Here is a 22,421-nt window from a genome sequence, read left to right as displayed (position 1 = left end):
GTGTCCCTTCCATGGGTGGGGGGAAATGCGGGGGTGGTTACCACGCTCCCAGGGGGAGGACGTGGTCTTCTCCGGCGACGAGGTCGAGCGGTCGGGTACCGGAGAAGGTCCTGAGTTCGACGCGGTGGGTGCGGGTGGGGCGCAGCACCGCGGTCGCTTCGTGCGGGTTCCAGGTGAGGTCGAGCTCCGCCCCGAACCGGGTACGGACGCCGAGAAGTTGGCCCTTCGGGTAGTCCGTCGGGAGCGCGGGCAGCAGGACCAGGCGGTCCGGGGTCGACTGCACGAGCGTCTCGATCAGCACGGCGGGCAGGGTGTGTGCGGCGTCGGCGTTGTAGACGTCGCGGTTCGGGTAGTGGGCGCTCATCAGGGAGGTGTGGAAGAAGTCGCCCTTGAGGACCTGGCCGAGGGCGTGCGCGACCCGTTCGCCGTCGCGCAGGCGGGCGGCGACGAGGGCGTGGTGCAGATGGCCGTGGGCGGAGTCGTTCTCGGCGCCGCGCAGTTCGAGGGCCCGGTGGGCGGCGGCCGCGAGGTCCGGGGTGTCGTAGGGGCTGATCTCGTCGAGCGGCCAGACGCCGTAGAGGTGGCTGAGGTGACGGTGGTCGTAGGTGTCGTCGAGGCCGGGCCAGGCCCATTCGGCCAGGGCGCCGTCGGCGTTGACGCGGTGGGGCGGGAGACGGTCGGCGAGGGCCCGCCAGCGGTCGGCTTCGGGGGTCTGCGGGTGGTAGGCGGCAGCCGTCAGCAGGGCGTGCCGGGCGGCCGAGAGGTCCATGGCCGCGTTGACCGCGCCCCAGCTCGCGTTCGCGGGGCGGTTCTCGGGCGAGTAGGACGGGACGACGACCAGATTGCCGTCCTTCTCGGTCCGGGTGAGGAAGTCCTCGTAGAACAGGGCGACTTGGGCGAGTGCGTGGGCGGTGCGGGGGTCGCGTTCGCCACGGGTCTCGTCGTGGTCGACGAGCGGCTTGAGCAGCCAGTCGGCGCCCGCCGTCCACAGGTGCAGGGGGTATTCGCGGCTGAAGTGGTACGTCAGTCCGGACTCGCCGTCGGTATGGGCGGGGGCGACGACGCCGCGGGCGCCGAAGACCGCGCGGGCGTTCTCGGCCCAGTCGGGAAGCTGACGCGCGATCAGGAAGGCGTGTGCTTCCGTCACTTCGGGGAGTGCGGCGGCGGCCGCGGAGGCCGTCTGAAGGTTGAGGTTGGCGTCGTTGGTGAACGCCCCCGACCACGCCGTGTTCCAGGCGCCGGTCCACAGGCCGGTCAGCCGGGGCGGGAACAGGCCGCTCGCGGAGAGCAGGTGGTAGCGGCCGGCGGCGAAGAGGCGTTCCAGGAGGGCGGAACTGTCCGGGCGCGCGAGCAACTCCGAGCCGGGCAGGGCGCGTTCGGCGGGGTCCGCGTCCAGGTCGAGGGTGACACGCTCGTATGCGGTGCGGTGGAGGGCGGTGTGGCGGTCCAGGAGGGTGGTGTACGGATCCTCGCCGTCCGGCAGCAGGGCGCGCAGGGCGCGGGTGTGGGGCGTCGCGTCCAGCTCGCCGGTGTGCCGCAGCACCCGGGTCAGCAGCAGGACCGACTCCGCGCCCGTGACCCGTACGCCGGGGGGAGTGAGGGTCGCGCGTCCGCCGGTGATCGCGACGAGCGTCACTCCGGTGTACGCCGTGTCGGTGCCGGGGTAGCGGACGCGCAGGGTGAGCAGGGCACCTTCAGCGGTGAGGACCGCCCCGTCGCCGACGGCGAGACCCGTGGGTGCGCTCGGCAGCCGGTGGTCCAGGGCGATGTCGACGTCGGGGGCCGTGATCTGCTGGACGATCACGTCGTCGGCACGCGAGACGAAGACGCGGCTGCACCGGCCCTCGCACACCGCCTCGGCGACGCCGGTGGTGAAGTCGACAGAGCGGCGGTAGCGGCGCGGCTCCTCGCCGGGCGCCGTGCGCAGCCGTATCCGGAAGGCGGGGTGGAAGGGCTGCACCCACTGCAGGTCGCGGCCGTCGGTGAAGCCTTCGGCCGCGTACAGGTCGCCCGCGAGCAACCGGTCCTGGAGGGCGGGCAGTTCGGCGGCGAGCTGAGGCGGGCGGGCCTGCTCGCCGCTGTTCGGGCGGACGAGGGTGTGGTGCGTGACGACGATCCGTTCGTCGTTCGGGTCGCCGAACATCAGGGCGCCGTGGTGGCCGTTCCCGCTCAGGAAGCCGTCCTCCCAGCGGCCGGCGGGGCGGGGCTCCCAGGTTCCGTGGACGAGGTTCATGGCCGCAACACCGCCACGCCGTACCGGCCGAGGGCGAGTTCGTCCTCGACGGTCACCCCGGTCAGCAGGTCGTGGTGGGTGCCCGGCAGCTGCACGGTCACCGTCTCGCGCCCGTGGTTGAGGACGAAGAGCAGATCGCCGCGGCGGACCGCCTCGACCCGGTCGGGCAGGCCGTCGAGGACCGGGCGGGCGCCCGCGTCGGCCGCGACCTGGGCGAGGAGAGTGCGCAACGCGTGCGGCTCGGGGAGCGTGGAGACGTACCAGGCACGGCCCCTGCGCAGGACGGCGGGCAGTCCGTCGAGTTCGCCGCCCTTGTACCGGGCTTCGACGGCCGTGTCCTCGGCGCTCTCGATCTCCTCCGACCAGAGGGTCCCGCGGAAGCCGTCGGTCTCGGCGCTCTCCCCCGAGTCCAGCGGCCACCACTCGTGCAGCGTGCGGATGCCGAGGAGCTCGCGCAGGCGCGGGTCCATGCCGCCGGGTCGCACCCGGTCGTCCTCGTCGGCGACGCCGGTCAGGAAGCCGCAGACGAGGGTGCCGCCGCCGCGGACGTAGGCGAGGAGGTTGTCGATCGCCGCGTCCGTGAGGGCGTACAGCTGGGGGACGACGACCAACTTATAGGCGGTGAGGTCGTGTTCGGGGTGGGCGAAGTCGGTGGTGAGGTGGGCCTGCCAGAGGGCGCGGTGCCAGGTGGTGAGGACCTGGGTGTAGTCGACCTGGGTGGAGAGACGGCCTTCGTGGGCGCCGGCCCACCAGGAGTGCCAGTCGTGGAGGATCGCGATGTCGCCGCTGCTGTGACTGCCCGTCACTTCCTCGCCGATCCTGGCGAGTTCGGAGCCGAGCTGCTTGACCTCCTGGTACGTACGGCCCTGTTCCCCCGCGTGACTGACCATCCCGGAGTGGAACTTCTCCGCGCCCTGCCGGGACTGGCGCCACTGGAAGTAGCAGACGGCGTCGGCGCCGCGGGCGACGGCCTGGAGGGACCAGAGGCGGTTGAGACCGTGCGGCTTGGGGTGGTTGACGCCGCGCCAGTTGACCGGTCCCGCCGCCTGTTCCATCAGCATCCAGGGGCCGCGGGCCTGCGAGCGGGTCATGTCCTGGACGAGGGCGCCGTGCTGGGCGCCGAGGGGGTCGCGTGGATCGGGGTAGATGTCGACGGAGACGACGTCCTCCTCCCCCGCCCACCGCCAGGCGTCCTGTCCGACCCACAGCGGCATGAAGTTGGTGGTGACGGGGACATGGCCCGGGGTGTGCCGGCGGACGATGTCCCGCTCGGCGACGTAGCACTCCAGGAGCATGTCGGACGTGAACCGCTTGAAGTCCAGGACCTGGCCCGGGTTCTTCATGTAGTGCGCGTGCCGGGGTGGCAGGACCTCGTCCCAGTCGCCGTAGCCCTGGCTCCAGAAGGCGGTGCCCCAGGCGGAGTTGAGGGTGTCGAGGGTGCCGTACTTCTGCTGCAGCCAGCGGCGGAAGCGGGCGGCGGCCTCGTCGCCCCAGTCGTAGGTGCAGTACTCGTTGTTGATGTGCCACATGGTGAGGGCGGGGTGGCCGCCGTAGCGGGCGGCGAGGTCCTCGGTGATGGCGGCGGCGTAGCGGCGGTAGGCGGCGCTGGAGTGAGAGAAGTGCTGCCGGCCGCCCCACCACTCGGTGCGGCCGTCCTCGCCGCGGGGCAGGGTCTCGGGGTGCAGGCGGCCCAGCCAGGGCGGGGGCGAGGAGGTGGGGGTGGCGAGGACGACGCCGATGCCGTTGTCGTGCATGAGGTCCATCAGCCGGTCCAGCCAGCCGAACTCCCGCGCCCCGGGCCGGGGTTCGAGCTTCGCCCAGGAGAAGACGCCGAGGGTCACGGAGTTCACGCCGGCGTCCTTCATCAGCCGCACGTCCTCGAGCCAGGTCTCCTCGGGCCACTGCTCGGGGTTGTAGTCACCGCCGAAGAGGATGCGGCCACGGGTGGCGTCACTCAGGCCGGGCTGGGAGTTCGGGGGCATCAGACGGGCTCTCCGTACTGGATTCCGCGCCCGTTGGTGGCGAGGTAGACACGGCCGTGGATGCGGGGGTCGCCGGTGATGGCCGCGCCGGTGTAGCCCCACTGGTGCTGGTCGTCGTTGATCCGCGTCCAGGTCTTCGCCTCGTCGTCGGAGCGGTACACGGCGGTGATGGTCTCGGTGGAGCCGACCATGTACAGCGCCGGGTAGGAGGCGCCCTGGGCGGCCTTGCCGAAGCCGAGGGTGTACGACGCCCAGCAGCTGCTCACCTTGGTGAAGGTCGCACCGCCGTCGGTCGAGCGGTACAGGCCGTTCCACTTCAGGCTCAGCCACAGATGCCCGGAGCGTCCCGGGGTCACGGCCAGTTGGAACTCGCTGTCGCCCGAGTTCAGGCCGGTGGCCCGCGCGGCGAAGGTCCGGCCGCCGTCGGTGCTGGCGTGCAGTGTGCCGGTCGTGGTGTCGAAGGCGTAGAAGCGGGCCGGGTCGACCGGGTCCGCGACCGGGACGGCACCCTTCGGGAAGGAGGCCACCTCGGACCAGGTATCCCCCTTGTCGGCCGAGCGGTAGCCCGGGTTGGCCGTGCCGAAGGACCACAGCAGGACGCTGGCGTCGGCGCTGGTGGCGATCGGGCCCGGCGCGGACTTGGCCACGTCCGGCTGGGCCTTGAAGGGTGCCCAGGTCTTGCCGCCGTCGTTCGAGTAGGCGCCGTTGCCGTTGTCGCCCCAGCCCGCCCGGACCAGGTAGGACGGCTTGGCGGCGGCCGGCGCGAGCCCCGTCGTCGTGCCGAACACCGGGTTCGAGGCCATGCCGCGCGACGGCGAGGCCGTGAGCCGCTCGTGGTACATCACCCCGACGTCCCCGAGCCCGCTGATCAGGTGCGCCTCCCCGACCGGGGGCGAGACCAACTGACGTACGGACGTCTCCTCCAGGCCGCGGATCTGCGGGGCCCAGTGCTTGAGGTCCCGCGTGCCGTAGAGGGTGGCGCCGGTGCCGTAGACGAGGTGCTTCGAGTCGTACGGGTCGACGCCGACGGCCTGGATCCACCAGCCGAACTTGGGCTTGTCGGCGCCGAAGGTGAGGAAGGGGGTCTCGGAGACGTCGAGGACGGCCTTGTCCTTCAGGGACTTCCAGGTGCGGCCGCCGTCGGTGGTCCGGTACAGGGTGTCGATCAGCGACCAGCGGTTGTTGGTGGAGACGACGACGGTGCCGGGGTGGCGGGCGTCGACGGCGCACCCGCCGTAGCCGAAGGAGTCGGTCCCGCCGTCGCTGGTCGCCCCGCCGGGTTTCACCGGCGTGACGTCGGTCCACTTGCCGTCCGTCGTACGCAGCTTGTGCACGCTGCCGTCGGACTGGCCGTTGGGGCCGGGGGCGTCGGCGTACGTCACGTACAGCTCGTGCGTGTGCCGGTCGTACGCCGCCCGGATCGGGACCTTGGCGGCGGTACCGGTGGGCTGCCCGGGGACGGCCTCCCAGGTCGTGCCGTCGGACGTGCGGAACAGGTTGGGCTTGCCGACCGTGCCGTCGGAGTCGCCCCAGCCGGCGTAGACCGTACGGCCCGCCGCGACGAGGAGGACGACTCCCTGGCCGGTGGCGCCGGCCGTGGCCGGGAAGGTCACAGCCGTCCAGGTGGCGCCCCGGTCGGTCGACTTGAGCAGTCCGTCGTGCCGGGTGCCGAGCCACAGGGTGTCGCTGTCCCGCGGGTCGACCAGCAGCCGCTCCCCGCAGCCACGCCCGTCCTCGTTGGCACCGAGCTTCACGGTGAGGTCGGCGCGCTTCCAGGTCGCCCCACGGTCCTCGGACCGCAGCACGGCCCCGTTGCCGGCCCAGGACTGCGCGTACGTACCGAGGGCGAGGTACAGCCGGTTCGGGTGGGCCGGGTCGACGGCCATGGCCTCCACGCCGAGCAGGTTCCAGTCGTCCCAGCCCACGTGGTCCGTCAGCGGGATCCAGCGGCCGGCCCGGTCGTCCCAGCGGTAGGCACCACCGATGTCGGTACGGGCGTAGGCGAGGCCGCGGACGGCGGGGTGGAACAGCACACCGGTGACGAATCCGGTGCCGCCGATCACGGCATTGCGCCAGCGGTAGGCGGGGGTGGCCCCGGCTTCAGCTTCGGCGGCGTGCGCCCGGCCGGGCAGAAACGGTACGGCGGCGAGCGCGGCACCGGCTGCGGTCCCGGCAAGAAGGGCACGTCTGGTGAGGCGGGACGCGTGCATGACACATACCTCGTTGCTCTGGAAAAAGAGGGGGATGGGGGAGCGCCCCTTCAAGGGCGCGGTGCTGCATCGATCTGCGACTCAGCCGCGTGGGCGCGACCAGCCACAACCGGCCGGCGGCCGCCGAACAAACAACCGAAGAGCCCTGCCCGGTGGGCGACCACTCAGCCCTTCACTGCGCCGGTGAGCATGCCCTTCTTGAAGTGCCGCTGCACGAACGGCGACAACACGGCCACCGGCAGCAGAGCCATCACCATCACCGCCATCTGCACAGCAAGCCCGGACAGCTGCCCGGTCCTGATGGCCTGCCCCAGTCCCACCGGCGCCTCCTGCTTCTGCACCAGCTGGATCATGACGTTCTGCAGCGGCATCATGTCCTGGTTGTTCAGGTACAGCGACGCGTTGAACCAGGCGCTCCAGTACCCCACGGCGTAGAACAGCGTGATGACCGCCAGCACCGCACGCGACAACGGCATCACGATCTGCCACAGAATCCGGAAGTCCCCGGCCCCGTCGATCCGCGCGCTGTCGGTGAGCTCCTGCGAGATCCCCATGAAGAAACCGCGCAGCACAAGGATGTTGAACACGCTGAGCGCACTGGGCAGGATCAGCGCGAGATACGAATCCGTCAGGCCGAGCGACTGCACCAGCAGATACGTCGGGATGAGACCGGCGCTGAAGAACATCGTCGCCAGCAGGATCATCAGGATCCACCGGTGCCCCAGCGAGCCGATCCGGGAGAGGCCGTACGCGCACAGCACGGACACCGTCATCGAGAACACCGTGCCGACGAGGGTGACGAGGATGCTGATGATCGTCGCGCGGGTCACCTGGCCGCCACTGAGCAGTTCCTTGTAGGCGATGAAGGTGATGTCCTTGGGGACCATCACCAGACCGCCGGCCTCAGTGATCGTCTTCTTGCTGGAGAGGCTCGTGACGATCACGATCCACAGCGGGAAGAGGACGCCCAGGCAGGCGAGGCCCAGCACGACGCCCTTGCCGGCCACGCCCGCCTTGGAGGGCTCCTCCTCCCAGGCCGGCCGCTCAGGGGCCTCCCACCTGAACGTCCTGCTCGCCGGTTCGTCGATGACCGCGGTCATTTCTTGTACACCCCCTGCTCGCCCATGAGATGGGCCACCTTGTTCGCGGCGAGGACCAGACCGATGCTGACCACGCCCTTGACGAGTCCGGCGGCGGCCGCGTAACCGAAGTCCTGGTTGCGGACGCCGTTCCACCACACGAAGGTGTCGAGGACTTCGGCGGCCCCCGGCCCCACGGCGTCACGCTGCAGCAGGATCTGTTCGAAGCCGACGGTCAGCGCGTCCCCGACCCGCAGGACGAGCAGGAGCGCGACGACCGGGCGCAGCGCGGGCAGGGTGACGTGCCACATGCGGCGCCAGCGGCCGGCGCCGTCCATCGCGGCGGCCTCGTACAGGTCCGGGGAGACCGAGGCCAGCGCTGCGAGGAACACGATGATTCCCCAGCCGGCGTCCTTCCAGACGCTCTGCGCGGTGATCAGGAACTTGAAGGTGGCCGCGTTGGTCATGATGTCGATGCCGCCGTGGCCGTGCTCCCGCAGCAGCTGGGAGAGCATCCCGGCGCCGCCGAACATCTGCTGGAAGACGGCGATGACCAGCACCCAGGAGAAGAAGTGCGGCAGATAGAGGACGGCCTGTGTGAACGCCCGCACCCGGGGCCTGACCACGCTGTTGATGAGCAGCGCGAGCAGGATCGGGATCGGGAAGAACAGCACCAGCTGGAGGATGAACAGCACCAGTGTGTTCTGGACGGCGTCCCAGAAGGCCGAGTCCTGGAACATCTGCTGGAAGTTGGCGAGGCCGACCCACGGGCTGTGCAGCATCGAGACGATGCCGTTGTCGCTGACGTAGGGGTCGTAGTCCTCGAAGGCGACGATGTTGCCGAGGATCGGCACGTAGTTGAAGACCACGAGGAGCAGCAGCGCGGGCAGCGTCATCAGCAGCAGCACGCGGTCGCGTCTGAACCTCAGCCGGAAGCCGAGCTTTCCGGCCCGTTTCCGGGAACCGGTGGCGTCGCCGGACTCCACCGGGGTCTTCGTCGGACTCGTCTTCGCCTCGGCCCTGGTGCGAGGCACCGTGCTGTGGGACACGGTCGTTCTCCTTGCCTCGGTACCGGGTCAGTTCGCCGAGCCGTTGTCGTCGAGCAGCTTCTTGTACCAGTCGCGCAGCTTGTCCCCGCCCTGCTTCTTCCAGTCGGAGACGGCCTGCTGCATGTCGCTGATCTTCTTGTGGCCGCGGACGACGTCGTCCTCGAGCTGCTCGAAGTCGTTGGAGAGGTTGGTGTAGCGGGCGGGCTCGGTGATCTGCAGGCCCCAGAAGGACGACTTCTTGGTGCAGGCGCCCATCCGCTGCTGCCACTCGACGCTGGCCTTGGTGATGTCCGGGTAGTCGGGGTGGGCGATGGTCGCGGCGGGGCTCGCGACCATGACGTAGGCGTTGAGGACCTCGTTGTTGCCCTTGTCGTTCTTGACGGGCACACCGTTCTTCAGCGTGTAGTGGGTGCCCTCGACCCCGTAGTTGGTCATCATCCACTCCTTGGTGCCGTACGGCGCCGCGGTGACGTTGGCGACGGCCAGCACGTCCCGGATGACGGACTCGGATGCCTTCTTGTTGACGAAGGCGAAGATGCCGGCCGGCTGCTCGGCCCACAGGGTGGGGTTGCCGCCGTCGTGGCCGAAGAGGTCCATGCCCCAGATCTTGAAGTCCGGGTTCTGGGTGGCCTGGGCCGACTGCTGCCCCCACCAGCTGGTGATGTTGTTTTCCCAGATCAGGAACTCGCCGGCGCCGAACTTGCTGCCCGGGTCGGTGGCCTGGCCCTTGCCCAGCTTGAAGTCGGGGTGGACGTACCCGGCGGCGAACAGCTTGCGGGCCCACTCCAGCGCTTCGAGGTACTCCGGGGTCTCGATGCGGTAGGTCATCTTGCCGTCGGCGAGGTTCCAGCCGAGGGGCTTCTCCGAGCCGGAGAGCACGCCGAAAATCTCGAAGGCGGTCCACTTTATGTCGCCGCAGGCCCAGCGCTTGGCCCTGGCGTTGGTGATCTCCTTGCACAGGGCCGTGAACTCGTCGGCCGACTTGGGAAGGCTGTAACCCTCCTTGTCGAAGATGTCCTTGCGGTACAGCGGGATGATGCCCGTGACGTAGGGGCCCGGCTGGGGCAGGCCGCGCAGTTTGCCGCCGAAGATCGACCGCTGCCAGGCGTCCGTCGGGATCGCCGCGAGGTTCGGGTAATCCTTGGCCTTGTCCCCGGACAGGTACGGGGACAGGTCGGCGAACTTGCTGGTGATGGCGCTGGGTATCTTGCCGCCCATGTTCCAGCCGGGGATGACCACCACGTCGGGGACTTCGCTGGAGGCGAGGACCGCACCGAGCTTCTGGTCGTAGGTGTTGCCGTCCTGGTTCTGCCACTGGACGTCGACGCCGATCAGGCTGTTCATCGACGTGTAGTACGGGTTGTTCTGCTTCGGCGGCGAGCCCCAGAACGGCGACATGATCGTCACCTTGCCGCCCTTGCCGAGCTTCTTCGGCACGGACGTCTTGAGGTCGGCCATCGCCAGCTCGCGGGTGAAGCCCATCGCCGAGCCGTTCTTGGACGGGATGTCCGGCGTCACCACATTGCTGGCCACGAAGGCCGGGAGGATCTTCTTCGCGTTCTTCCCCGACGTCGTGCCCCCGCCCGACCCGCCGTTCGAACTCCCACACGCGGCAAGCAGAGGCATCCCGCCCGCCACCGCTGCGGTGGCGACCGCGGTGGAGGCGAGGAAGCTTCTCCGGCTGGGCCCGGAGGAAGCGGAAGCGGCGTTCGGCGTCATTGCGTCAACCCTTCATGGCGCACCAGGACACCCGGCGGTGGCCGTCGGCTGCGGTGTCTTGACTGGAACTGGCTGAGCTGAAGCGCCCCTACGATCAATGCCCTGAGGCCTCGTAGTCGAAGCGCTTCGATGTGGTGTGAGGTTAGGTGAACACCTGGGGGTGCACAAGGGTCGCTTCCAAGATTCCTCCGAGCTGTCTCAACTGACCTTTTCTTATGTGTCCCTTGAAGTGACGGTGAGCGTCTCTTGACACACGGCCGTACGTCCAATGAGCATCGAAGCGCTTCGAAAGGCTATGCCGCTCCATCCCAAGGGGATCCCCACGTGACCGCACACACGCCGCCCACGCCACCGTTCCGCGACCCGCAACTGCCGTTCGCGAAGCGCATCGACGACCTGTTGGAGCGGCTCACGCTCGACGAGAAGATCTCCTTCCTGCACCAGTTCGTGCCCGGGGTGGAACGCCTGGGCATCGAGGCCTTCCGCACCGGGCAGGAGGCGCTGCACGGTGTCGCCTGGATGGGGCCGGCCACCGTCTTCCCGCAGGCCGTGGGCCTCGGCGCGACCTGGAACACGGACCTCGTACGCCGGGTCGGCGAGGCGGTGTCCAAGGAGATCCGCGCCTTGCGCGCCCACGACGACCGCGTCGGCCTCAACGTCTGGGCCCCCACGGTGAACCTCCTGCGCCACCCCCTGTGGGGCCGCAACGAGGAGGGCTACTCCGAGGACCCGAAACTGACGTCGGCCATCGCCACCGCGTACACCCTCGGACTGCGCGGGAACCACCCGACCTACTGGCGCACGGCCCCCGTCCTCAAGCACTGGCTCGCCCACAACAACGAGACGGACCGGTCCACCGCGTCGAGTTCGGTCCGCCCCCGCGTGCTGCACGAGTACGACCTGCGCGCCTTCCGCGAGACCGTCGAGGCGGGCGGGGTCGCCGGGGTGATGCCGGCGTACAACCTGGTCAACGGCCGCCCCAACCACGTCTCCCCGTACCTGCGCGAGCACCTGCGCGCCTGGACCGACGAGGATCTGCTGGTCTGCTCGGACGCGGGCGCGCCCTCGAACCTGGTCGACCACGAGCACTACTACGACACCCACGAGGAGGCGACGGCGGCCTCGCTGCGGGCGGGGGTCGACAGCTTCACCGATCACGGGACGGACAGTTCGCAGATCGTCGGGCGGATCAGCAAGGCGTATGCGGACGGGCTGCTGACCGAGGCCGACATCGACCTGTCCGTCCGCCGCCAGCTCTCCGTCCGCTTCCGGCTCGGCGAGTTCGACCAGGCCTACGACCCGCACGCGCTCACCGCGGAGTTCGACACCCCGCACCACCGCGCGCTCGCCCAGGAGGCGGCCGAGCAGGCGGTCGTGCTCCTCAAGAACGACGGACTGCTGCCGCTGGCCCCCGGCACCCGCCTCGCCGTGGTCGGCCTGCTCGCCGACGAATGCAAACGCGACTGGTACAGCGGCACCCTCATCCACCGCTCCACCCCGCTGGAGGGCCTGTACGAGCGGTTCGGCACCGAGCAGGTGGAGTTCGCGGAGGGCGTGGACCGGGTGCTCCTGAAGACGTCCTCCGGTGCGTTCGTGCACGTGCCCGCGGCCGTAGGCGCCACCGACGAGGTGCGCGGCGCCGAGGGTGCCCTCGACCCGGCGCTGCTCGCGGGCCGCACCGACCTGCCCCCGCTCACCACCGACCCCGCCGGCACCGAGTTCGCCCTGGTCGACTGGGGCGAGGGTGTCCTCACGCTGCGCGCCCCCGACGGCCGCTATCTCTCGGTGGCCGAGGACGGCTACGTACGTGCCTCCGCGGACCAGCCGGGCGGCTGGATCGTACAGGAGACATTCCGGCTGGAACCTCATGAAAGCGGGCACCTCCTCAGGCACATCGGTACGGGTCGTCACGTCTCTGTCGCCGCGGACGGAGTAAAGGTTGCCGACGAGAATCCGGAAACGTTCGAGCTCATCGTGACCGAAAGCGGCGAGGACGCAGTAACGCAGGTCACTACGCAGGCCGACGTGGTGCTGGTGGTCGCGGGCAACGACCCGCACATCAACGGCCGCGAGACCGAGGACCGCACCACGCTGCGGCTGCCCGCCCACCAGGAGCGCATCCTGCGCGCCGCCCGTGCCGCCAACCCGAACACGGCGCTCGCGCTGATCTCCGCGTATCCGTACGCCGTCGAGACCGCCGCCCTCCCTGCGGTGCTGTGGACCGCGCACGGCGGCCAGGCCGCGGGCACGGCCCTGGCCCGCGTGCTGTCCGGCGACGTCTCCCCCGCGGGCCGCCTCCCGCAGACCTGGTACGAGAGCGACGCCGACCTGCCCGACCTCCTCGACTACGACGTGATCGGCGGCCGCCAGACCTACCTGTACTTCGAGGGGACGCCGCTGTTCCCGTTCGGGCACGGCCTGTCGTACGGGTCGTTCGCCTACTCCGACCTGTCGGTGCGGGTCGAGGGCGGGACGGCGCACGTCGCCTTCACGGTCGCCAACACCGGTGACGTCACGGCCGACGAGGTCGCACAGCTCTACACGCGCGCCGTCGAGCCGACGCTCCCCCGCCCGCGCCGCGAGCTGCTCGCCCACCGCCGGATCACGCTGGCGCCCGGCGCGCGGGAGCAGCTGTCCTTCGAAGTCCCCTTGTCCGCCTTCGAGTTCTGGGACGTGGCCCGGGGTGGATGGCGCCTGCAGTCGGGCCCGTACGACCTCCTGGCCGGCGCCTCCAGCGAGGACATCCGCCTGCGTACGACGGTGATCCTGGACGGCGAGCCGGACGCCCCGCGCCCGGTCCTCCGGCAGGGCCTGAACGCGGCCGACTTCGACGAGCAGAGCGGCGCCGCGATCGTCGACCGTACGAAGACGTCGGGGGACGCGGTGACGCCGCTCCCGGACCGGAGCGCCGAACTGATCTATCGCGACTGCGACTTCGGGGACGGTGTCACGGAGGTGACGGTCACCGTGGCGGGCGAGGGCGTCGTGGAACTGTCCCTGGACGGGGGCGCGGTGCTCGCCGCGCTGACACCGGACGCGGCCGATCCGGACGACCTGTACGCCTACACCACGCTCAGCGCCGGCATCGTCGCCGAGGGCGTGCGCGACGTACACCTCGGGCTGCGCGGCCCCCTGCGGCTTGCGCATGTCGGCTTCTCCGGTTGAGGGTCCGGAGAAGGCCGGACTGAAGAAGGGGCCCGGCACCGGAAGGCATCGGTGCCGGGCCCCTTCGGGAGCCTATATGAAAATGGTTCCCATTAGCTAGAGCGCGAGTCCGGTCAGGACCAGCACGCGCTCGTACGTGTAGTCGTCCATCGCGAACTTCACGCCCTCGCGCCCCACACCGGACTGCTTGGCACCGCCGTACGGCATCTGGTCGGCGCGGTAGGAGGGGACGTCGCCGATGACGACACCGCCGACCTCCAGGGCGCGGTGGGCGCGGAAGGCGGCCTGCAGGTCGTGGGTGAACACGCCCGCCTGGAGGCCGTACTTGGAGTCGTTGGCCGCGGCGAAGGCCTCGGCCTCGCCGTCCGTCCTCTGCACGGTGAGGACCGGTCCGAAGACCTCCTCGCAGGAGAGGGTGACGTCCGCCGGTACGTCGGTGAGGACGGTCGGGGCGTAGGAGGCGCCGTCGCGGTCGCCACCGGTGAGAAGGGTGGCGCCGGACTCGACGGCCTCCTTGACCCAGGACTCGACGCGCTTGGCCGCGTCCTCGCTGACCAGCGGGCCGACGTCCGTCTTGTCGTCACCCGGGTCGCCGGTGACCTGGGCCTCGACGGCGGCGACGATGCGCGGCAGCAGGCGGTCGTACACGGAGGCGTCCGCGATGACCCGCTGCACGGAGATGCAGGACTGGCCGCCCTGGTAGTTGGAGAACGTCGCGATGCGGGTGGCCGCCCAGTCGAGGTCGGCGTCGCTCGCGAAGTCTCCGAGGACGACGGCCGCGCCGTTGCCGCCCAGCTCCAGCGTGCAGTGCTTGCGCGGAACCGAGTCCATGATCGCGTAGCCGACCTTCTCCGAACCGGTGAAGGAGATCACCGGCAGGCGCTCGTCCTGGACCAGGGCCGGCATCTTGTCGTTGGCGACCGGGAGGATGCTCCAGGACCCGGCCGGGAGGTCGGTCTCGGCGAGCAGGTCGCCGATGACCAGGCCCGAGAGCGGGGTGGCGGGCGCCGGCTTGAGGATGATGGGCGCACCGGCGGCGATCGCGGGCGCGATCTTGTGGGCGCAGAGGTTGAGCGGGAAGTTGAAGGGCGCGATGCCGAGGACGACGCCCTTCGGGAAGCGGCGGGTGAGGGCGAGACGGCCCTGACCGCCGGCGTCGGTGTCGAGGCGCTGGGCCTCGCCGCCGTTGAAGCGGCGGGCCTCCTCGGCGGCGAACCGGAAGACGGAGACGGCCCGGCCGACCTCGCCACGGGCCCACTTGATCGGCTTGCCGTTCTCCGCCGAGATCAGCCGGGCGATCTCCTCGGTGCGCTCCCCGAGCCGACGGCTGACGTGGTCGAGGGCGGCGGCGCGGACGTGCGCGGGGGTGGCGGCGAAGTCCTCGCGGACGGCGTGGGCGGCGGCGACGGCCTCCTCGACCTGGGCGTCGCTCGGCACGCTCACCTTGCCGACGAGCCGGCCGTCCCACGGGGAGGTGACGTCGAAGGTGTCCTCGCCGGTGGCCTGGCGGCCGGCGAGCCAGAAGGCGGTGGTGGCTGCGACGTTGCTCTGGGGCATGTGCGGGTCCGGCCCTTCCGCGTTAGGGGGTGTGCGGGGTGGTAGTGGGTCCACGGTAGGACGGAGGGGTCGGGGGTGCGCTTGTCCGGGGCGTACTGGTCGGGGGCTGGGGTGCGCCGGTTTGGCGCGGTGGTGAGTGCACGGGGGTGCGCGCGGGGCGCACTGGGGGTTCTTTCGCCCGCCGCCCCTACCCGTCCCTTACCCGTCCCGTCCCCTCCCCTCCCCTCCCCTCCCAGGGGCTCCACCCCCGGACCCCCGCTCCTCAAACGCCAAAGGGGCTGATTTCGGGCTGGAGTCACCCACCCACCGATGTCGCCTTGAGGGCCAGCCACAGTTCCATCCGTACATCCGGGTCGTCCAGCGACCGGCCGAGGATCTCCTCCACGCGCCGCATCCGGTAGCGCAGGGTGTGCCGGTGAACCCCCAGGTCGGCCGCCGCCGCGTCCCATTGGCCGTGGCGGGAGAGCCATGCCCGCAGCGAGGCCACCAGATCGCCCCGCCCGGTCGCGTCGTGCTCGTACAGCGGGCGCAGCAGCCCGTCCGCGAACGCCTTCACCGCATCGTCGGCGAGCAGGGGCAGCACGGATCCGGCCGCCAACTGCTCGTGCGCCACGCACACCCGTCCCCGCCGCCGAGCCACCGACAACGCCTGCTCGGCCTGCTTGTACGCCGCCGCGGCCGCGATCGGCCCCACGGGCGCCGACAGCCCCACCACGACCTCGTCCCCGTCACCGCCGGCCGGATCCCGCGCGGCCCCCAGGACCGCCGCGCACTCACCGCACGCGGCGACCGCCGCACCTCCGTCGGGGGCCAGCACGATCAGCCGCTCTCCCTCGGGCACGACCAGTACGGGCTCCCCCGCGCGCGCGGCCGCCGACTCCACGGTCTCGGCGAGCGCGGCGAGCGGATCTGCGGGGTCGGCGGCGGCCCGCGTGGCCGCCTCGGCGACGATCATCCGGAAGGGGGCGTCGAGGAGACCTCCGTACAGGTGGCCCGCGACGGCACGCGCATGGTCCGGCTCCCCCGCCAGCAGCATGCGCAGCACCGCCGCGCCGATCCGCTGTTCCGCCGCGTGGAACGACCTGGAGCGTTCCGTCGTCAGCGTCAGCAGCGCGATCGCCGAGTGGACCGCGTACCGCTCGGCCGTGCCGAGGGCCGCCGCGGTGCCCACCGCGAGCGCCGCCCGCGGCCGCCGCCCGGTGCCCAGGGAGTGCAGTTCGACGCGGTCCTCGTTGTCCGGAGGGCCGACCACCGAGGACGCCGGCGCCGGCCGCTCCTGCAGCCGCTCCACGTCCGCGGTGAGGCGTGCGGCGCGCCGGCCCGCCCACTCCGGTGCGGTGGCGACGACGGCGCCCGAGGCGTCGTAGAGCGCCGTCCAGCCGTCGACCTGCGAGGCGAGCGAGGAGAGCAGGCCCTCCGGACCGTCGGTCAGCGCCTGCTTCGTCAGTTCCCGCTGCGCGGCGAAGCCCGCCGTCACCGCCCGGTACTGGTCGGCGGCGATCTCGGCGGACACGGCCTTGCTGATGGCAAGGAAGGGGGTGCGGCGCGGCACTTCGAGCAGCGGGAGCCCCTGCTCCTGAGCCGCGTCGACCAGCGCCTTCGGCGTCTCCTCGTAGTTGACGCCGACGGCGAAGCCGAGGCCCACCACCCCGGCCCCCGCCAGCCGCTTCACATACCGCCGCATCGCCTGCGGGTCCTCCGCGTCCAGCTTCAGCGCGGTGATCAGCAGCAGTTCCCCGCCCTCCATGTAGGGCACCGGGTCGGCCAGCTCGCTGACATGTGCCCAGCGGACGGGCACGTCCAGGCGGTCCTCGCCCGCGCGCACGGTCAGCTTGAGCGCGGAGTGGTGGACGAGCGAGGCGAGCGTCGGGGGCATGAGGCCTTCAGGTCGGCGGGACAGTCTGCGGAGACCAGTCGAACAGGGTGATCTCTTGGCCGCCACGTATGAACGGCCTCTGCCGATTCTGCCTCACCGTACGGTCACCGCGTGCTTTGAATCCTCCCCTCCCTGAAGGGAAGGGGATTCCTGGCTCAGGCTGCCTCCTGGAGCAGCGCTCCAGGAGGTCTTACGCCATCAGCGCCAGCCGGGTTGAGACCAGCCCGGACGAGCATGACGCGTGCGGAGTTCTTGTCCCGCGGGGACACGTTTCCGCACACGGTGCAGGTGTAGGTGCGCTCACCCAGCGGCAGGCGATGCTTGGCTCTCGCATCGCAGTGCGCGCAGTCCATCGTGGTGTGCGCGGGGTGGACGAGGCGGATGTCCCGCCCGTGCTTGCGGCCCATCGCGATCAGAGCGGCCTTGGTGGCGCCGATGGCGGCGTCAGCGGCCTTGCGGGCCATCGTGGTCCTGGCGAGGAACTTCGGACGGAAGTCCTCGACAGCGATGGCATCGTGGTCGCGGACAGCCTTTTTGGCCCACTTGCGGCCGGTGTCCTGACGCTGCCTCGCAACCTTCTTGTGCGCCTTCGCCCGCAGTTTCTTCGCCTCGTGGTAGCCCTTCGACCCGGGCCGGCCCTTCTTCGGCTTGCGGCGGGCCATCATCCGGTCATACCGGGTCAGCTTCGTCCTGGCCTTCTTGCCGTGCTCGGCGTGCGGCAGGTCGTGCGCGTCGGATGTGGTGGTCGCGGTCTCCTTCACGCCCCAGTCGACGCCGAGTACACGGCCGGTCCGAGGCAGGGGCTCGACCTGGGCGGGGACGACGAACGAGCCATACCAGTGTCCGAGACTGTCCTGGTAGACGCGTACCGAGGACGGTTCGGCCGGCAGTTCCCGCGACCACACCACCGTCACGACGATGCCACCCGCCAGGTGCAGCCGGCCGTCCTTCAACCGGAACCCGCGCCGGGTGTAGTTGAGGGACGGCAGCGCCTCGCGTTTCGTCTTCCACCTCGGCATCCCGGCCTGACGCGCCATGGGCAGGCGCGCCTTGATGTCCTTCTGTGCCTTGGTGCGGGAGCGGCCGAAGTCGCGGATGACCTGCTGCTGGACAACCGACGAGCCCTCCCGCAGCCAGGGCGTACGGGCGCGGGCTTCGGTCAGCATCCTGTCGAGCTGAGCCGGACCGCACGTGGCCTTCTGCCCGGTGGCCTTGTTGTGCAGGTGTATGGCCCTGGACTTGGCGGCGCATTCGTTCCACACCCAACGGCATCGGTCCCACTCCGCCGCCAGGGCGGTACGGGCGGCGGACGACAGGCGCAGCCGAAAGGTGTACCGGGCATGCCCGGCCTCCGCAGTCGCCTCCACCCGCGCCATCTCGCCCCCTCATGGTCCTGGGCCGGGACACCGCGCCGTCCCGAACCCTCCGAAGGACCATTCGTACGACAGCCGCACACACGGACCATGATTCCCCGGCCATCACCCCGACCAGCGATCACGGGTACACGCGTTCGCATCACCTCGGCGGTGCCGACAGCCGCGGGCGCTCCGCGCCCCGAACCGGATGCGGCGACGCTCCGCGTCGCGACACCCGGATGCGATTCCTCCCCGGCGTGAACGCCGGGGCCTCCTCGCAAGAAACAGGTGAAGGAGGGGCCTACCCCCTCAGATCCACCAGCAGCGGTGGCGCGTGCTCGCCCTTCACGTTCGTCAGCGACAGCACCGCATGTCCCGGCGGCACTCCGTGCGCCAGCTCGGACGCCGACCACCGCTCGCGTTCGACCTGTCGGACGGTTACGGCCCGCTGGGTCGGCGCCTTGCCGGTGATCACCCGGCGCAGCACGTGCAGGGCCTTCCCCGCCGGGGTCTCGGCGATGATCTGCCGGTCGGTGACGTCCCGCGCCTCGGTCCACTCCTTGCCCCACACCTCGGCGAAGTCCTGGCCGTCCCACGGAGTGAGCCCGGACAGCGCCATCCGGCATCCGGTGGAGCCGAGCAGCGGACCGCGCAAGGGCCTCGGTACGTCGTCCAGGGAGCGCAGGGTGAGCACGGCGCCGGCGTTCGCCGACCGCAGCCGCTGGATCCCGCGCACCGCCTCCGGGGTCACCACCCCGGACGCGTCGTCCAGCACCAGACAGGCGAACAGCGACCGGTCCTCGCGCATCGCCACGCTCGCCGTGAACTGTGCGAGCACCAGCCGCGCCAGCATCCGCGAGGCGTCCGCGTGCCCGCGCTCGGGCAGATCGATACGGACCCGCACCGGGTGGTCCAGGGCCTTGAGGGAGAAGGGCTTGGACTGTCCGGACGCGTCGAAGGCTGAGCTTTTGAAAAACGTGGCGAAGGCGGGCCGGTCGAGCAGCGCCACCCGGTCCGCGAGCACCGCCGCCACATCACCGGGGTGCCCCGACTGCCGCTCTCGCGCGTCCAGTTCACGCAGCAGCGACTCCTGCCCTGAGCCCTGCAGCGCCGTACGCAGCGTGTCCAGCGGACCGGGCGCCCCGTCGAGCAGCTGCCGCAGCTCCGGCACGGAGGGGAAGCGGCCGTGCACCGCCCGGAACGGTCCCAGAAGCTGGGCGAGCACGGTCGTGGACCGACGGCTGTCACTGCCGGGGTGCGGATCGGCGAGATCCCCGACCAGCGCCTCGGCAAGCACTGCCGCGGCCTCGTCGGGGTCGCCACTCCCGCCGTACAGGTCCAGGTCGTACTCCGATTCCGGATGCCCGATCCGTACGACGACGTCGTACGCGTCGACCGGTCCGAGCCCCGCGCCGGCCGCGCCGACCACGACGACCGCGGCCCGTCCGGCGAGGGCGTGCAGGCACAGCGACTCGGCGAGCGGCCGCACCACGGTGCCGGTCTTGCCGGAGCCGGCCGGGCCGACAGCGAGCAGCGAGGTGCCGAGCAGCCCGGGGTCGAGGCCGAGTCCGGCGCCGCGGTAGGCGTACGGGTTGCGGGGGTCGTCGGCGGCGATACCGAGCCGTACCTGCCCGGTCAGCAGGTCGTGCCGGGAGAGCCGGGCCGGCAGGTCACGCTCCCCGGAGGGGTGCAGACAGGCGGCGGCCCCGTCCTTGAGCACGGCTCCGGTGAACGCGGCGAGGGTGTGCCGGCCGCTGCGCACGCCCTGCCAGGCGCGCACGATCCGGGCGTGGTCCACGTCCCGCATCAGCCCGGAGCGGGCCTCGCCGGCGAGGCGCTCGGCGGCGTCGACGGCTCCGGCGGCGCGCAGCTGGGGCCACTCGGCAGGGTCCTGTTCGGGGGCGGGCGGGCGTTCGGTGCGGGGCGCCGACCGGCTGCTCCAGGCCGGCGGGCCGTAGCGGCGCCAGATCTCCCCCCACCGTCCGAGCCTGCCGACGCCGATCATGATGACCAGGGCGATCAGCACGTAGTAGGCGTAGACGACCACGACCGAGGCGAAGCTGTGGGGCTGCGCCCAGGAGCCGGGGATCATCGCGTAGAGCGGGAGCAGCCACCAGCCGCCGAGGTAGCCGTTCCACAGCAGCGACCAGATCAGCCAGCCGACGAGGAAGGCGATCACCGCGCCGCTGACCAGCTGGCGGGCGGGGATGAGTTCGGGCTCCTCCTCCGGCCGGGGCCGGTGCCCGAACCGCCACACGCCCGGCGCCACCTCCGGCCGCGGTGCCCGCAGCCATGTCAGGAACGCCGACCCGTCCGGCCGCGGTGGCACATCCGGCGCCGCGGGGGGCCGGGCCGGCATCGCCGGAACCTGCGGTGGCCCCGCCGGACGCGGCACAGGATTGGCGTGCGTGCCCCGTGCGTCGTGCGTCCCGTCGCTGTCCATCGCCCTCGCTCCCTGACCAGCCGTTCCGTCCTCAGCGGTCAATCTAACGCCCCCGCCAAGGGAGTTCACCGCTTACGCGGCCGCGGGCGGGCAGCGGAACCGAACCCGGTGATGGCCGTCCGCCCGCCCCCGCCATGTCCAACGCGGACAACCCGAATTCCCGACAGCGCCCACATGGAGCATGCCCACCCCTCTCTCCCGGCCCTAACCTGCGAGAAAAGAAGGCAAGAGTCCGTAAGGCCGCACACCCCCAGGAGCCCCTCATGAGCGCACTTCCGCAGGAGCGCCGGATCGTCACCGCCATCCCCGGTCCGAAGTCGCAGGAACTGCAGGCCCGCCGTACCGCCGCGGTCGCGCAGGGCGTGGGCTCCGTGCTGCCGGTCTTCACCGCGCGTGCGGGCGGCGGGATCATCGAGGACGTCGACGGGAACCGGCTCATCGACTTCGGCTCGGGAATCGCCGTGACGTCCGTCGGCGCGTCCGCCGAGGCCGTCGTACGCCGCGCCTCCGCGCAGCTCGCCGACTTCACCCACACCTGCTTCATGGTCACTCCGTACGAGGGCTACGTGGAGGTCGCCGAGGCCCTCACCGAACTCACCCCGGGTGACCACGCCAAGAAGTCCGCCCTGTTCAACAGTGGCGCCGAGGCCGTCGAGAACGCCGTCAAGATCGCGCGCGCGTACACCAGGCGCCAGGCCGTGGTCGTCTTCGACCACGGCTACCACGGGCGCACCAACCTGACGATGGCACTGACGGCGAAGAACATGCCGTACAAGCACGGCTTCGGCCCGTTCGCGCCCGAGGTCTACCGCGTCCCGGTCGCCTACGGCTACCGCTGGCCGACCGGTCCCGAGAACGCCGGCCCCGAGGCCGCCGCGCAGGCCATCGACCAGATCAGCAAGCAGGTCGGCGCCGAGAACGTCGCCGCGATCATCATCGAGCCGCTGCTCGGCGAGGGCGGCTTCATCGAGCCGGCGAAGGGCTTCCTGCCGGCGATCAGCCGGTTCGCCCAGGACAACGGGATCGTGTTCGTCGCCGACGAGATCCAGTCCGGGTTCTGCCGTACGGGCCAGTGGTTCGCCTGTGAGGACGAGGGCATCGTCCCCGACCTGATCACGACGGCGAAGGGCATCGCGGGCGGTCTTCCGCTCGCCGCCGTGACCGGCCGCGCCGAGATCATGGACGCCGCGCACGCCGGCGGCCTGGGCGGCACCTACGGCGGCAACCCGGTCGCCTGTGCCGGTGCGCTGGGCGCCATCGAGACCATGAAGGAGCTCGACCTCAACGCCAGGGCGAAGAACATCGAGGCGGTCATGAAGAGCCGCCTCGGCGCCATGGCCGAGAAGTTCGACATCATCGGCGACGTCCGGGGCCGGGGCGCGATGATCGCCATCGAGCTGGTCAAGGACCGCGCGACCAAGGAGCCGAACCCGGAGGCGACCGCCGCGCTCGCCAGGGCCTGCCACCAGGAGGGCCTGCTGGTCCTGACCTGTGGCACGTACGGCAACGTGCTGCGCTTCCTGCCCCCGCTGGTCATCGGCGAGGACCTGCTGAGCGAGGGTCTCGACATCATCGAGCAGGCCTTCACACGCATCTGAGCCACCCGGAATCCGCAGCTCACCCACAGGGTGCACACCACATGAGCACCATCCGCCCCAGCCCTCGCGGCCCCTGCGATTCCGGGCCCGGGGCGGCCGCCGTCAGGCCGTGTGAAGAAGGTGTGCGAGGTGGATGGCGTAACGCGATTCCGCCT

General features: G+C 71.0%; 12 protein-coding genes. 2 read left to right on the top strand and 10 right to left on the bottom strand.

All coding sequences use genetic code 11. The features are described from left to right. Positions 1–37 precede the first annotated feature (37 nt). The 6 genes from OOK07_RS31530 to OOK07_RS31505 form a co-directional block, all read right to left on the bottom strand. Positions 38–2,233, bottom strand: coding sequence for a glycosyl hydrolase family 95 catalytic domain-containing protein (locus OOK07_RS31530; RefSeq protein ID WP_266799826.1), 2,196 nt, complete (start codon positions 2,231–2,233; stop codon positions 38–40). Further along, on the bottom strand, positions 2,230–4,215 hold the full coding sequence (locus OOK07_RS31525; protein WP_266799825.1) for a beta-galactosidase: 1,986 nt from the start codon (positions 4,213–4,215) through the stop codon (positions 2,230–2,232). The genes OOK07_RS31530 and OOK07_RS31525 overlap by 4 nt, the downstream gene beginning before the upstream one ends. Continuing rightward, positions 4,215–6,425, bottom strand: a complete 2,211-nt coding sequence (locus tag OOK07_RS31520) for a 1,4-beta-glucanase (protein WP_266799823.1) — start codon at positions 6,423–6,425, stop codon at positions 4,215–4,217. Before OOK07_RS31520 ends, OOK07_RS31525 begins: the two co-directional genes overlap by 1 nt. Positions 6,426–6,589: 164 nt before the next feature. Beyond that, on the bottom strand, positions 6,590–7,525 hold the full coding sequence (locus tag OOK07_RS31515; RefSeq protein WP_266685152.1) for a carbohydrate ABC transporter permease: 936 nt from the start codon (positions 7,523–7,525) through the stop codon (positions 6,590–6,592). Continuing rightward, entirely contained in the window at positions 7,522–8,553 is a 1,032-nt protein-coding gene (locus tag OOK07_RS31510) for an ABC transporter permease (RefSeq protein WP_266685151.1), read from the bottom strand. Before OOK07_RS31510 ends, OOK07_RS31515 begins: the two co-directional genes overlap by 4 nt. A gap of 27 nt (positions 8,554–8,580) precedes the next feature. Next, positions 8,581–10,272 carry an extracellular solute-binding protein gene (locus OOK07_RS31505; protein ID WP_266799820.1) on the bottom strand — a complete coding sequence of 564 codons (1,692 nt, stop codon included), beginning with the start codon at positions 10,270–10,272 and terminating at the stop codon, positions 8,581–8,583. 324 nt (positions 10,273–10,596) lie between these two features. On the opposite strand from OOK07_RS31505, the gene OOK07_RS31500 reads away from it, so the two are divergent. Next, positions 10,597–13,437: a glycoside hydrolase family 3 C-terminal domain-containing protein gene (locus tag OOK07_RS31500; protein ID WP_266799818.1), complete on the top strand. Its 2,841-nt coding sequence runs from the start codon at positions 10,597–10,599 to the stop codon at positions 13,435–13,437. A 96-nt stretch (positions 13,438–13,533) separates the two neighbouring features. Here the strand turns inward: OOK07_RS31500 and OOK07_RS31495 are convergent, their stop codons facing one another. The 4 genes from OOK07_RS31495 to OOK07_RS31480 all read right to left on the bottom strand — a co-directional run bounded on the left by OOK07_RS31495 (position 13,534) and on the right by OOK07_RS31480 (position 20,668). After that, the gene (locus OOK07_RS31495; protein ID WP_266799817.1) at positions 13,534–14,994 is read right to left on the bottom strand and encodes an aldehyde dehydrogenase family protein; all 1,461 of its coding nucleotides are present in this window, start codon (positions 14,992–14,994) and stop codon (positions 13,534–13,536) included. 295 nt (positions 14,995–15,289) lie between these two features. Then, on the bottom strand, positions 15,290–16,870 hold the full coding sequence (locus tag OOK07_RS31490) for a PucR family transcriptional regulator (protein WP_266799816.1): 1,581 nt from the start codon (positions 16,868–16,870) through the stop codon (positions 15,290–15,292). Between the two features lie 155 nt (positions 16,871–17,025). Beyond that, positions 17,026–18,246 (bottom strand): RNA-guided endonuclease InsQ/TnpB family protein, encoded by a 1,221-nt coding sequence (locus OOK07_RS31485; RefSeq protein WP_266799815.1) that lies wholly within the window; start codon positions 18,244–18,246, stop codon positions 17,026–17,028. Positions 18,247–18,526: 280 nt separating this feature from the next. Beyond that, complete coding sequence (locus tag OOK07_RS31480; protein ID WP_266685144.1) at positions 18,527–20,668, bottom strand: ATP-binding protein; 2,142 nt, start codon at positions 20,666–20,668, stop codon at positions 18,527–18,529. A 263-nt stretch (positions 20,669–20,931) separates the two neighbouring features. On the opposite strand from OOK07_RS31480, the gene gabT reads away from it, so the two are divergent. Continuing rightward, entirely contained in the window at positions 20,932–22,266 is a 1,335-nt protein-coding gene (gene gabT / locus OOK07_RS31475) for a 4-aminobutyrate--2-oxoglutarate transaminase (protein WP_266799814.1), read from the top strand. Positions 22,267–22,421: the final 155 nt, after the last annotated feature.

The organism is Streptomyces sp. NBC_00078, from assembly GCF_026343335.1.
In the GTDB taxonomy this organism is placed as follows: Bacteria; Actinomycetota; Actinomycetes; order Streptomycetales; family Streptomycetaceae; genus Streptomyces.
Note: the sequence above shows the minus strand (reverse complement) of the source record. Positions and strands in the feature narration are given on the sequence as shown.